The organism is Ancylobacter sp. SL191 (assembly GCF_026625645.1).
GTDB lineage: Bacteria > Pseudomonadota > Alphaproteobacteria > Rhizobiales > Xanthobacteraceae > Ancylobacter.
This window is the reverse complement of the sequence record NZ_CP113056.1, coordinates 2,176,514-2,188,447: the sequence shown is the minus strand read 5'-3', so window position 1 is coordinate 2,188,447 and position 11,934 is coordinate 2,176,514. Positions and strand designations below refer to the sequence as shown.

The 11,934-nt window shown below is 67.8% G+C and carries 12 protein-coding genes; 9 read left to right on the top strand and 3 right to left on the bottom strand.

From position 1 onward, the window contains the following. Nucleotides 1-58: 58 nt before the first annotated feature. The 7 genes from OU996_RS09885 to OU996_RS09855 are packed head-to-tail and all read left to right on the top strand — an operon-like array spanning nucleotide 59 to nucleotide 5,497. Nucleotides 59-562, top strand: a complete 504-nt coding sequence (locus tag OU996_RS09885) for a Na+/H+ antiporter subunit E (protein ID WP_267585422.1) — start codon at nucleotides 59-61, stop codon at nucleotides 560-562. Beyond that, on the top strand, nucleotides 555-836 hold the full coding sequence (locus OU996_RS09880) for a monovalent cation/H+ antiporter complex subunit F (RefSeq protein ID WP_267585421.1): 282 nt from the start codon (nucleotides 555-557) through the stop codon (nucleotides 834-836). Before OU996_RS09885 ends, OU996_RS09880 begins: the two co-directional genes overlap by 8 nt. Further along, nucleotides 833-1,120, top strand: coding sequence for a cation:proton antiporter (locus OU996_RS09875; RefSeq protein ID WP_267585420.1), 288 nt, complete (start codon nucleotides 833-835; stop codon nucleotides 1,118-1,120). The genes OU996_RS09880 and OU996_RS09875 overlap by 4 nt, the downstream gene beginning before the upstream one ends. Next, entirely contained in the window at nucleotides 1,117-2,034 is a 918-nt protein-coding gene (locus tag OU996_RS09870; protein WP_267585419.1) for a hydrogenase subunit MbhD domain-containing protein, read from the top strand. Before OU996_RS09875 ends, OU996_RS09870 begins: the two co-directional genes overlap by 4 nt. Then, nucleotides 2,031-2,360 (top strand): NADH-quinone oxidoreductase subunit K, encoded by a 330-nt coding sequence (locus OU996_RS09865; RefSeq protein ID WP_267585418.1) that lies wholly within the window; start codon nucleotides 2,031-2,033, stop codon nucleotides 2,358-2,360. Before OU996_RS09870 ends, OU996_RS09865 begins: the two co-directional genes overlap by 4 nt. 1 nt (nucleotide 2,361) lies before the next feature. Then, nucleotides 2,362-3,855: a complex I subunit 5 family protein gene (locus OU996_RS09860; protein WP_267585417.1), complete on the top strand. Its 1,494-nt coding sequence runs from the start codon at nucleotides 2,362-2,364 to the stop codon at nucleotides 3,853-3,855. A gap of 10 nt (nucleotides 3,856-3,865) precedes the next feature. Then, nucleotides 3,866-5,497, top strand: coding sequence for a complex I subunit 5 family protein (locus OU996_RS09855; RefSeq protein ID WP_267585416.1), 1,632 nt, complete (start codon nucleotides 3,866-3,868; stop codon nucleotides 5,495-5,497). An 18-nt stretch (nucleotides 5,498-5,515) separates the two neighbouring features. Here OU996_RS09855 and OU996_RS09850 read toward each other — a convergent pair whose 3' ends face one another. Both OU996_RS09850 and OU996_RS09845 read right to left on the bottom strand, forming a co-directional pair. Continuing rightward, a complete protein-coding gene (locus OU996_RS09850) occupies nucleotides 5,516-6,967 on the bottom strand; it encodes a GntP family permease (RefSeq protein ID WP_267585415.1) in 1,452 nt (483 codons plus the stop codon). 3 nt (nucleotides 6,968-6,970) lie between these two features. Beyond that, nucleotides 6,971-8,056, bottom strand: a complete 1,086-nt coding sequence (locus OU996_RS09845) for a patatin-like phospholipase family protein (protein ID WP_267585414.1) — start codon at nucleotides 8,054-8,056, stop codon at nucleotides 6,971-6,973. Between the two features lie 209 nt (nucleotides 8,057-8,265). On the opposite strand from OU996_RS09845, the gene OU996_RS09840 reads away from it, so the two are divergent. Beyond that, nucleotides 8,266-9,546, top strand: a complete 1,281-nt coding sequence (locus OU996_RS09840; RefSeq protein WP_267585413.1) for an MFS transporter — start codon at nucleotides 8,266-8,268, stop codon at nucleotides 9,544-9,546. An 18-nt stretch (nucleotides 9,547-9,564) separates the two neighbouring features. Here the strand turns inward: OU996_RS09840 and OU996_RS09835 are convergent, their stop codons facing one another. Next, nucleotides 9,565-10,539, bottom strand: a complete 975-nt coding sequence (locus OU996_RS09835) for a helix-turn-helix transcriptional regulator (RefSeq protein WP_267585412.1) — start codon at nucleotides 10,537-10,539, stop codon at nucleotides 9,565-9,567. Nucleotides 10,540-10,750: 211 nt separating this feature from the next. Here OU996_RS09835 and OU996_RS09830 point away from each other — a divergent pair, with 211 nt between their 5' ends. Then, entirely contained in the window at nucleotides 10,751-11,761 is a 1,011-nt protein-coding gene (locus OU996_RS09830; protein WP_267585411.1) for a helix-turn-helix transcriptional regulator, read from the top strand. The last annotated feature ends 173 nt before the right edge of the window (nucleotides 11,762-11,934 follow it).

Genomic DNA, 11,934 nt, shown 5'->3' with positions numbered 1-11,934 from the left:
AGCGCGGATCGGTGGCCGCGCGCGGTGGTCGTCATCGTCACGCGGGAGTACGACCCCGATGCCACGCCTCTTGCGCCTGCCTGAAACGTTGCGTCGCGGGGCACCGCGTGCGCTGGCCTTTTTCGCGCTCTGGCTCGTGCTGCATGGCGGCGGACTGGCCGGCCTCGCCGTCGGCGCGCTGACCGCGCTAGCCGCGGCATGGCTCAGCCTCGTGCTGCTGCGGCCCAGCGGACGGCCGATCGCCATCGGCGCGCTGGTCCGACTGGTTCTGCGCTTTCCCGGGCAATCGCTGCTCGCCGGTCTCGAGGTCGCGCGGCGGGCGTTCGCATCATCCCTGCTGCTGCGTCCCGGCCTCGTGCCTTGTCCGACCCGGCTTCCCGCAAGTACCGGCCGCGACGCCTTCCACGCCTATCTGAGCCTCCAGCCGGGTACCTTGCCGGTGGTGATGCGCGACAAGGCCACGCTGCTGGTCCATGCGCTCGACCTCGACCAGCCCGTTGCCGCCGCCATCGCCGCCGGGGAGGCTGATTTTGCCCGCATCCTAGGGAACGCCGATGGCTGATCTGCTGACCGCCGCCGCCCTGATCCTCCTGCTGCTGATCGCCGCCGGCCTCGTCTGGCTGCTGCGGGCGCCGAGCGCCGCGGATCGGCTGATGGCCGTGCAACTCGCCGGCACCGGCGGCACGGCGATGGCGGCGCTGCTCGCCATTGCCGAGGGCCTCGCTGCTCTGCTCGACGTCGCGCTCACCCTCGCTCTGGTTGCCGCTTTCGCCTGCGCGGCGCTGTCTGCCGCCGGCCCGGCCGACCCGGCGGAAGAGACGCGGGAACCGTCATGAGCGCGCTGATCGACCTGTTTACGCTCATCGCCGTGGGGGCTGGGCTGTTCTTCTTCCTCGCGGGAACGGTCGGGCTGCTGCGCTTTCCCGATGCGCTGTCGCGCCTGCACGCCCTGACCAAGGCCGACAATCTCGGCCTCGGGCTGATCGTGCTGGGGCTTATGCCGCAGGCGGGCAGCGTGTTCGGCGCGTTGAAGCTGCTGGTGATCTGGCTGCTCGTGCTGGTCACCGGCGCGGTCGCCAGCCAGATGATCGCACGACTGGTGCAGGGCGGGCGAGGATGATGGACGCGATGCTCGACGCGGTTCTGGTCGTCACCCTGCTGGCGGCGGCGCTGTTCAGCGTGCTCGCGCGGCAGGCGCGCACGGCCGTGATCGCCTTCATCGCCTTCGGCCTGCTGCTCGCCCTTGTATGGGTTCGCCTCGGCGCCGTCGATGTGGCGCTGACCGAGGCGGCCATTGGCGCCCTGACCGCGCCGCTGCTGCTCGGCGCCAGTGCCTTCGCCGGCCCGGAGAAGCCAGCCTCTCTCCCGCTGCGCCTCGCCCTCGCCGCTCTCTGCGCCCTCATTGCCGGCACTATCGCCGTGATCGTCCTTGCCGCGCCGGAGCCGGCGCCGAGCCTTACCATGCAGGCCGTGGCACCGCTCGGCGCGCTCGACCTCGGCAATGCGGTGACCGCCGTGCTGCTCGCCTATCGGGCGCTCGACACCTTACTGGAGACCGTCGTTGTGTTGCTGGCGCTGATCGGCATCTGGTCGCTGGCGGCTGACGAGACCTGGCGCGACGCGCCCGCTTCGCCGGCGGCGCCGAGCCCGCCGCTGGACCTGCTCGCCCGCGTCCTGCCGCCGGTCGGGTTGGTCGTGGCCCTGCATATACTCTGGGTCGGCGCCGACGCGCCGGGCGGCAAGTTCCAGGCGGCAACGCTGATCGCCGCCATGGGCCTGCTGCTGATGATGGCCGGCCTGACGCCGCCGCCAGCGCTCGGCGACAAGTGGCTGCGCGCGCTCCTTGGGCTCGGGCCGGCGGTCTTCCTCGCCATCGGCTTCGCCGGTTTTCTCTCGGCCGGCAGTTTCCTCGCTTATCCCGACGGTTGGGCGAAGCCCTTGATCGTGGTCATCGAGATGGCTCTGACGGTCTCCATCGCGCTCATGCTCATGCTGATGCTCCTCGGCCCGGGCGCGCGGAAGCCATCCGCATGACCGGCACGATTGTCTTCGGCCTCGGTGCCTGCGCGCTGGTCGGCCTCGGCCTTTATGGCGCGCTCACCCATGCCGCGCCCCTGCGCCGGGTGTTGTCCTTCAACCTGCTGGGCGCCGGCGTCTTCCTGCTGTTCGGGGTCGCGGCGCGCCGGGGAGCCGCCGCCGGGCTGCCGGGCGATCCGGTGCCGCAGGCGCTGGTCATCACCGGCATCGTCGTCGCCTTCGCCGCGACCGCTCTGGCACTCATGCTGCTGCGCCGCCTGGCCGCCCTCAGAACCGCCAAGCGGGCCTCCGACGGGCTCTCCGACGATCCGAAAGGGCACTAGGATGGGCTCCACATCGACCGGCCCTCTTCTGGTGCTCGCCGTCATCGTGCCGGTCATCGGCATGCTGGCCATGCTGGTGATGCCGTGGCTCGGCATAAGGCGTCCGGCGACGGTAGCGCTCGGCGTGGTCGCCGGGGGCATCGCCATTGCGACCGCGATCATCGTCGCCCTCGTTCGCTCGAAGGAGGCGATCGTCTATGTGGTGGGCGGCTGGGCGCCGCCACTCGGTCTTCAGCTGCGCGCCGACGGCCTGTCGGGCGTGATGATGGCAATGGCGACGCTCGTCATTGCCGCCGTCGCTCTCTATGCCCGGCCGCAATTCGACATGGCCGAGGAGGCTCCCGGCGGGCGGCGCGCCTTCGCCTTCTGGTCGTTGCTGATGGGGCTGTGGAGCGCGCTCAACCTCGTCTTCCTCGGCGAGGATCTGTTCAACCTGTTCGTCGCGCTTGAGTTGCTGACCTTCGCCGCCGTGCCGCTGGTCTGCCTTGATGGCAAGGCGGAGACCATCGAGGCGGCGCTGCGCTACCTCGTCTTCGCGCTGATCGGCTCGGCGCTCTATCTGCTTGGCACGGCGGTTCTTTATGGCCAATACGCCACGCTCGACATCGGCACCCTGCACGGTCTGGCATCGGCCAACGTCGCTACCCACGCGGCCATTGCGCTGATGATCGGAGGGCTGATGGCCAAGGCGGCGCTATTTCCCTTGCATCTGTGGTTGCCGCCGGCCCATGCCGGTGCGCCGGCGCCGGCGAGCGCGGTGCTGTCCGCGCTGGTCGTGAAGGCGCCGTTCTTCATCATACTTCGGCTGTGGTTCGACGTGCTGCCGGAGCCGTCGAGCGAGGCGGCGGCTGAGGTGCTAGCCATGCTCGGCACGGCGGCCATCCTGGTGTGCAGCCTCGTCGCGCTGCGGCAGCGGCGGCTGAAGCTGATGATCGCCTACTCCACCGTGGCGCAGATCGGCTATCTGTTTCTGATGTTCATCCTGATCGAGCCGGGGGGCGCACCCTCGACGACGCTCGGCTGGACCGGAGGCGTGCTGCAACTCATCTCACACGCCTTCGCCAAGGCGGCAATGTTCCTCGCCGCCGGACTGATCGCCGAGGCGCTCGGCCATGACCGCATCGCCGACCTCGCCGGAGCCGGGCGCGCTGTCCCGATCAGCGTGTTCGCCTTCGGCCTGGCCGGCTTGTCGCTGATGGGACTGCCGCCCAGCGGCGGCTTCATCGCCAAGCTGCTGCTGCTCAACGCCGCCATCCTGAGCGGGGCGTGGTGGGTCGCTATCGTCATCAGCGTCGGCGGCCTGCTCGCGGCCGCCTATGTCGCGCGCGTGCTCAAACGCGCCATGGCCGCGCCCGCGACCGCCATCGAGACCCGCGCCGTTACGCGGCTGAGTGAGTGGTCGGCGCTCGGGCTTGCGCTTTGCGCCGTGGCGCTCGGTTTCGTGCCGCTGCAGCCGCTCGACATGCTCGCCATTGGCCGCGCGGCCCTTCCGTGAGGCGAAGGACATGACATTCGCCGGAACCCTGCTCGCCGCCTCGCTCGCCACGCCGCTGGCCTTCGTTGCGCTCTGTCTGCTGCCAGCTTTCCGCCGGCGCGTGTTTGATCTTCTGCCGCTCGCACCGCTGCCGGCGCTGGTGGCGGCGCTCATCGCGCCCGATGGCTCGTGGGTCCTGGCGCCGGCGCCAATGCGTCTGGTGCTGGCGCTTGACGCGCCCGGCGCGGTGCTGCTCGGCGGCGCGGCGCTGCTATGGGCCGCTGCCGGCCTCTATGCCCGCGCCTATATGGCGCCGGACCCGACGCGCATCAGCTTCGCTGTCTGGTGGCTGCTGACGCTTGCGGGCAGCCTCGGCGTGTTCATCGTCGCCGACATGACCAGTTTCTACCTGATGTTCTCGCTGGTCAGCCTCGCCGCCTACGGACTTGTCGCGCATGAGGGCACGCCGCGCGCCGAGAGCGCCAGCCTGACCTACATGGCGTTGGCCGTGCTGGGCGAAGCTTTCCTGCTGCTCGGCTTCGTGCTGCTGGCCACCGCCGGGCCGACGGGAAATCCGTTGATCGCCGACGCAGTGGCGTCGCTGCCAACATCGCCCTGGCGGGACGCGACGCTAGTGCTGCTCATTCTCGGCTTCGGCCTCAAAATGGGTCTCGTGCCGCTGCATGTGTGGATGCCGCTTGCCCATCCAATCGCGCCTATGCCGGCCTCAGCGGTGCTGAGCGGCATCATCGTCAAGGCCGGGGTGATCGGGCTGATCCGCTTCCTGCCGTTCGACCAGCCCGCCGCCGATTGGGGCACGGGCCTCATCGTGCTGGGGCTGTTCACTGCCTGTTATGGCGTGGCCATCGGCATCACACAGAGCCATCCGAAGACCGTGCTGGCCTATTCCACCGTGAGCCAGATGGGCCTGATCGCCGCAATTATTGGCGCCGGATTGGAACTGGGCGACGCCGGGGTGTCCCGGCTCGTGGCCTATTACGCGCTTCACCACATGCTGGTGAAGGGCGCACTGTTCATGGGCGTCGGGGTCATGGCCGCGACGGGAGCGCGGCACCGGACCCTGGCGCTGGGCGTGATGGCGGTGATGGCCCTCAGCCTCGCCGGCCTGCCGCTCACCAGCGGCGCGCTGGCCAAATACGCCGCCAAGGGACCGCTGGGTGACGGCCTCGCGGGCACGCTTGCGGCGCTTTCGGCTGCCGGCAGCGCCCTGCTGATGCTGCACTTTCTGCGGCTTGTCGCGAAAGACCCGCCCGTGCGGGCAGATGCCGTCGCCGGCTGGGGCCTGCTGGCGCCATGGCTGGCAACGGCCGCAGCCTCGCTATTGGCGGGCTGGATGCTGTTCGCGCCCGTGACGGGCGATGCGCCCGAAAGCGCCCTCGCTCCCGCCGCGCTGTGGGACGCGACATGGCCGCTGCTCCTCGGCGCGCTGCTGGCGTTCGGCCTTGCCCGCTCAGGCATTAGGTTGCCAAAAATCCCCGAGGGCGACATTGCCGTGTTGGCGATGTGCGCCCTGCCGGCGGTCCGCCGTATCGGCGATGGGGCAGAGCGGCTCGACGCTGCGTTGCGCCGCTGGCCAGTTGCCGGTCTGGCACTAATGGCCATCATGCTTGTGCTGGGGGCGACGCTTGGCGCCGCGCCCTGATCGTCTCCCGGCGACCCCTCAGAAGCTGCCGGCGAACGAGCCCAGCGCGATGACCGCCACCAGCGCCACCAGGGCGCCAACGATAGCCACCATGACGATGTCGAGATAGCTTTGCCTCGGCGTCACCCCGCAGACGGCGAGCAACGTCACCACCGCGCCGCTATGCGGCAGGCTGTCGAGCGTGCCCGCACTCATGACCGCCACACGGTGGAGCAGCGCCGGCTCGATGCCGAGCGCGCCGGCCCGTTCCAGGAACACCGGCCCCAGCGCGTCGAGCGCGATGGTGAGACCGCCCGAGGCCGAGCCGGTGAGCGCGGCAAGGATGTTGGTCGCCACCGCCAGCGAGACCAGCGGCCCGCCGTCGATGGACAGAACCCAGTGGCGCACCAGCGCGAAGGCCGGCAGCGCCGCCACCACGGCGCCGAAGCCGACCAGGCTCGCCACCGAGAAGATGGGCAGCACCGAGGCGTTGGCGCCGGCGTCCATGGTCTCGCGTAGCTTTGGCAGGCGTCGCCAATTGATGATGAGTGTCGCCAGTATCGCCACGAGCAGCGCCACCGCCACCGACCACACGCCGGAGACGGCGGACAGGGGAATGCCGCCCCAGCGCGCCTCGGCCAGAAACGCGAAATCGAGGCGCGGCAGAAGCACGAAGGACATCAGCAGATTGACGATGATGACCAGCGCCAGCGGCAGCGCCGCCAGCGCGATGGAGGGACGCTCCACGCTCTGGTGGCCATGGCCGATCTCGGCCGGATCGAACTCGCGCGCCGTGGTCGCCCGCTCGCGCAGCATCGGGTCGTCGAGAGCGGCGTTCACCGTCGCGGTGCCGTCGCCGAACCCCTCGCCCGCCCGCCGGGCCGCCGCCTCGGCGCGGGCAAGCCACCACAGGCCGAAGCCGAGCATGATGGCGGAGGCGATGAGGCCGAGCCCCGGCGCGGCGAAGGGCGTGGTGCCGAAGAACGGCATGGGAATGGCGTTCTGGATCGCCGGCGTGCCGGGCAGGGCCATCATGGTGAAGGTGAAGGTGCCGAGCGCGATGGCCGGCGCCATCAGCCGGCGCGGAATGTCGGCCGTGCGGAACAGCGCCTGGGCCATCGGTGCCAGCACGAACAGCGCGACGAACAGGCTGACGCCGCCATAGGTGACGATGGCACCCGCCAGCACGACGGCGAGGATGGCGCGCTGCGCCCCCAGCTTCGCGGTCATGAACTCGGCGATGGCCGAGACCGAGCCGCTGTCCTCCATCAGCTTGCCGAACAGCGCACCGAGCAGGAACAGCGGAAAGAACTGGCCGACAAAGCTCGCCGCGCTGCCCATGAAGGTCTGGGTCCAACTGGCGAGCAGCGGCTCGCCGGACAGGAGCGCGGCAATCAACGCCGCGAGCGGCGCCAGCAACAGCACGCTCCAGCCGCGATAGGCGAACCAGACGAGAAGGCCAAGACCGAGCAGGATGCCGATGAGGCCCATCGCTCATACCCCTTCGAGCAGCACGTCGAGATTGACCGAAGATCGCTTACCGATGTTATCCGAATCTGCCTTCAGGAAAGCGTCGGCTGCACGACGGCCCTCGTCTCTTAGCAGGCTAAGGAAATCCCATTCGGCGTTGAGCTTGGAGGAGTAGCCGAGCGTGTCCATGATAGAATTGCGCACGAGGTGGACCCGCATCTTCGCCCATTGCGCGCCCTCGCTATGGCCGGGATCGGCGACCTGCCGCAGCAGGGCGATCATCCGCAGTTCCTTCAGCAGCACGGCATTGAACGAGACTTCGTTGAGCCGGTTGAGGATTTCCGGCGCGGTGCGCGGCGTGCCGGGCCGTTCCACCGGGTTGATCGGGATGAGAATGGTGTCGTCGGAGTTCAACTCACGCACCAGCGGCGTCATGGTCGGGTTACCGGAATAGCCACCGTCCCAATAGCTCTCGCCGTCAATCTCCACCGCCTGAAACAGGGTGGGCAGGCAGGCCGAAGCGAGCAACACGTCGGGCGTGATCTCAGCATTGCGAAACACCCGGCCGCGCCCGGTGCGCACATTGGTGGCGGTGATGAACAGCTTGACCGGCGATGTCCTAAGCCGGTCGAAATCGATCGCCTTTTCCAGCACCGCGCGCAGCGGATTGGAGCCGCCGGGATTGAGGTCATAGGGCGAATAGAGCCGCGACATCAGATCCATGGTGACGAAAAGCGGCGAATTATCGAGCGTCCAGCGGCCCAGCAGCACATCGAGCGGGCCGCGCTGGAACGGGCTGAAGCGTGCAGCGTCGGCGACATGGCGCCAATAGGCGTCGAGCGCCGCCCGAGCACCCTCCCGCCCGTCCGCGGCGTAGCCATCTGCCATCACCGCCGCATTCATCGCCCCGGCGGAGGTTCCGGAAATGCCCTCGATCTCCAGCCACTTCTCCTCAAGCAGCCGGTCCAGCACGCCCCAGGTGAAGGCGCCGTGCGAGCCACCGCCTTGCAGGGCGAGGTCAATGAGGACCGGCTCGCGCGCTGCGCGTGCGTCAGAATTGTCGACTTTGAGCGGCTGTCGGCGTGGCGCGGCGGATGTGGGACGTCGCATAAGCGCCACCTTTGTGAACCGGACAGGGCATATCGGTAGCAGCCGCCTTGCTGCATCGCAACATGCTTCGACGATGCCAGGGCGGTGAAACAAGGTCGCTTCTCTGCAGACGCCGGCTGTGCTTGTGTACCGCAGTCGCGCATCCAAGCCCTCCGAGGTGGCATGTCTGCACCACCGTATCTACCGCAGCCGGCCATGGTCGTTTCGAGATGAAGCCAGCCACACCTGAGCCGACCGCGAAGCGGCGGCGGCGAGCCTTCGTCGGGGTTCTGCTGTGCAATGTGCTCGAATGGTACGACTTCGTCATTTACGGGCTGCTCGCCGTTTACCTTTCGCACGCCTTCTTCCCGCAGAAAGACGACACTGTCGCATTGCTGGCGACGCTCGCCGTGTTTGGCGCCAGCTTCGTCATGCGCCCGCTGGGCGGGTTGGTGCTCGGCGGCCTCGGCGACAGCCAGGGCCGCAAGCCCGCCCTGATGATCACCGCCGTGCTGATGGCGGTGGGCACCCTTGCCATCGGCATGCTGCCGTCCTTCCAGATGATCGGCGTGCTCGCGCCATTGCTGCTGCTGATGGCTCGATTGGTTCAGGGCTTTTCCGCCGGCGGAGAATGGGGCATCGCCAACGCCTTCCTGCTCGAATCGTCGCCCGAGGGCCGGCGCGGCTTCTCCACCAGTTTCCTCTCGGTCACCGTCGCTCTCGGCAGCGGCCTTGCCAGCGCGGTTACCGCGATACTCGTCACTGTGCTTTCGCCCGAGCACATGGAAGACTGGGGATGGCGCCTGCCTTTCCTCCTCGGCGGGTCGCTAGGGATCGTGGCGCTGTGGCTTCGCTCCGGCATCGACGAGACCCCGGTCTACAGCCGGGTACGGGCGGCAAGTGCCTCCACAGCCACTGTGCTGCGGCGGATCCGCCGGCCCAGCCTTACCGTGCTCGGCTTCACCATGCACTGGACGGTCTGTTACTATGTCTTCCTTATCTACATGCCGCTTTTCACCCAGAGGCACGCCGGGCTGAGCGTGGCGCAGGCCACGTGGTCGAACACTATCTGCCTCGCCGCCATCATCCTGCTGGTGCCCGTCATCGGCCGGCTTTCTGACCGCTATGGGCGCCGGCCGTTCCTGCTTTGCTCCTGCCTCCTCGTACTGGCGCTGGTGATCCCGGCAATGTGGATGATCATCGCCTTCCGCAGCTTCCCTCTTGTGATCGGGATACAGTTACTGTTCGGCGTCGCCATTGCGCTCTATTCGGGCCCGGCTCCGGCAGTCGTGGCCGAGCTGTTCTCAACGCCCGACCGGTCGCGCTGGTCGTCGGTGTCCTATGCGATGGCGGCGGCCGTGTTCGGCGGCTTCGCCCCCCTCATCGCGGTCTGGCTGACCTCTGCTCTGGACAACCCGCTGGCGCCGGCCGGCTATGTCATCGCTGCCGCCACGACGAGCCTTCTGGTGGTCCGGCACATGCCGGAGACGGCGCACAAGCCGATCCTCTGAGCCACGTCCTTCGTGGCGCTACCCGCCCGGATCGGCAGGTGACGGCGCGCGCCCGTAATGCGCATGATAGGCGCGCGCGAAGCTGGAATAGCCTTCATAGCCGACCCGCCGGGCGACCTCGCTGATGGAGAGTTCGCCTCCGCGCAGCAGTTCCTGCGCCCGTTCCATGCGGCGCGTATGCGCGTAGACGTGGGGTGTGACCCCAAAGATGTCGCGGAAGCCTCTGGTCAACTCATTGCGGTTCAGCCCGACACGCCGGACAAGTTGCTCTATGGTGGGAGGATCGCCGATCTCGCGCCGGTAGATCTGCGCCGCGGTCTCGATGGCTTTTAACTTCGCCTGTTCGCCGATCAGGCGCGGCGCCCCGCGTAGCCGCAGGCCATGCAGCTGGGAGACCACGTCGCAGATGATCTCGACGGTCTTCGCACCGACGAATATGCCGCGCAGCGGCTCGCCATAGCGGCAGGAGACGATCTGGTCCACCAGCGCGGTACCGGCCGGCGACAGCGGTAGCGACAGCACTTCGGGCGTTCCGTCCCGCGACAGGAAGATCGGCCGATAGGCCGGCGGCACCCGCTCGATGTTAAGCCCGTAACGGTCGATGAAGTGCTTACGTTCACAGACGATGAGGATGCCGCGCAGCCGCGCGCCGGCATCGGTATCGGATACGGACAGGGGGATGTTGCTCACCTGCAGTATGTGCGGGTTGATCAGATCCATACGCTGGCCGATCCAGCGGCTGTAGCGGCCGGCGATGGTCGCCTGGATGCAGACGAGATCGGCCCGCGCCATCGTCAGGCTGTAGGGCTCGCTGACTTCGAAATTCATCACATGGAGCAGGGTGAACTCGTCGATGCGGCGATAGCCATGCTCCTTGGTGCGGAACACTTCGTCGACATGTCCCAGCACTTTGCTGGAGCGCACGAACTCGCCGATACCCAAGCCGGATCGCACCGCGCGAAAATCCAGCTCCAGTTGGCGTCGCTCGCCCATCGTGTGCGTTCCGCGCCGGCTTTCCAGCCATGTCGAGCGGCAGCCGGCGAAGCCGCATCGCTTGTCGCAGACGTTCGATCGCCTGCTTTACTAGGGTTGGAAACTATCGCGTCTTTTCACAGCTTATGTCCAGTTGTCACGCTGGGCTGTGCGGCGGCGGAGGAACCTGCGAGCGCATGTGGCCAGAAGCTGTCCCGACCGAATGATGCGCGTGTACCCTATCCTGTTCACCACGGCCGGCCTGCCGCCGCACCAGCAGTTCGAGGCGTTCCGCGCCGCCCATGAGGCAATTGTGGACATACGCCCGGTCGTGGACGGGCAGACCTCCTTCGAAATGTCGCAGCGCATCTGGCCGCTCGGTCGCCTCGTGCTCACCAGCACGAGCCTGCCGCGCAAAGGTCACCTCATACGTTGGCGGCACTGGCAGAAAAGCGTGCTCGATCACTGGTACGTCGTACTGCCATGCAACCTCGACGAGGGGCGGCCGGCGCATCAGCGGCCGGAAGCACGGCCTCTCATCCACTCGCTGGCGCGGCCACTCACCACGGAGATCGAGGATGACGGGGCTCTGACCCTGTTCGTCCCGCGGGATCTTCTGGCCGGTTCCTGTCTCGACAACCTGCTGGACGTACCGCTCGACAGTGGCCTCGGGGCGCTGCTGGCCGACCTGATGCTGGCGCTGGATCGCCGGCTGCCACTGGTCGAGCCCTACGAACTCGATCACATCACCGAGGCGACGCGCTGTTTCCTCGACGCCTGCGCGCGACCATCCCGCGACCGCCTGGCCGAAGCGCAGGCGCCGATCGACCTTGCTTTGCTTGAACGGGCACGGCGGCGGATCCGGCTCCGGCTGACCGAGCCGGAACTGACCCCTGAAGCAATATGCAAGGATCTCGGTGTGTCGCGCTCTCGGCTCTACCGACTCTTCGAGCCGATCGGTGGCATATCGGCCTATGTGCGTCGGCAGCGGCTACTGGGCGCGCGGCACGCGCTGCTCGACCCGTTGGATGTCCGTCCCATCACGCGCATCGCCGAGCAATGGGCCTTCACCGACCCGTCCGTGTTCAGCCGCGCCTTCCGCCAGGAATTCGGAATCTCGCCCAAAGAGGCGCGCGAGACCGGCCGGATCGGCTTGCGGGGAACAGGCGGATTCGAGGGTACCGGCATGGTCTCCGGCAACATGCCGAGCCTTGCCGAACTGCTCCGCTGGCTCGCCGCCTAGCCATATCTTGCGGAGAAAATGTTCATCGCCCGTGAGGGCCTGAGCGCCGCGGCTGCGAGACGCCCTCCACCATTTGGACGGAATGATTGGGCTCTTGAGGCTCTGCATGTCCACCTTAGGCTACGCAGAGTTCATGCGTCATTACCGAGCATTATCCATGCTTTACGCGCCAG

Bases quoted from the DNA above. Each gene is read 5' to 3' on its own strand.
- OU996_RS09885 (WP_267585422.1), top strand. From the start codon at position 59: ATGCCACGCCTCTTGCGCCTGCCTGAAACGTTGCGTCGCGGGGCACCG.
- OU996_RS09880 (WP_267585421.1), top strand. From the start codon at position 555: ATGGCTGATCTGCTGACCGCCGCCGCCCTGATCCTCCTGCTGCTGATC.
- OU996_RS09875 (WP_267585420.1), top strand. From the start codon at position 833: ATGAGCGCGCTGATCGACCTGTTTACGCTCATCGCCGTGGGGGCTGGG.
- OU996_RS09870 (WP_267585419.1), top strand. From the start codon at position 1,117: ATGATGGACGCGATGCTCGACGCGGTTCTGGTCGTCACCCTGCTGGCG.
- OU996_RS09865 (WP_267585418.1), top strand. From the start codon at position 2,031: ATGACCGGCACGATTGTCTTCGGCCTCGGTGCCTGCGCGCTGGTCGGC.
- OU996_RS09860 (WP_267585417.1), top strand. From the start codon at position 2,362: ATGGGCTCCACATCGACCGGCCCTCTTCTGGTGCTCGCCGTCATCGTG.
- OU996_RS09855 (WP_267585416.1), top strand. From the start codon at position 3,866: ATGACATTCGCCGGAACCCTGCTCGCCGCCTCGCTCGCCACGCCGCTG.
- OU996_RS09850 (WP_267585415.1), bottom strand. From the start codon at position 6,967: ATGGGCCTCATCGGCATCCTGCTCGGTCTTGGCCTTCTCGTCTGGTTC.
- OU996_RS09845 (WP_267585414.1), bottom strand. From the start codon at position 8,056: ATGCGACGTCCCACATCCGCCGCGCCACGCCGACAGCCGCTCAAAGTC.
- OU996_RS09840 (WP_267585413.1), top strand. From the start codon at position 8,266: ATGAAGCCAGCCACACCTGAGCCGACCGCGAAGCGGCGGCGGCGAGCC.
- OU996_RS09835 (WP_267585412.1), bottom strand. From the start codon at position 10,539: ATGGGCGAGCGACGCCAACTGGAGCTGGATTTTCGCGCGGTGCGATCC.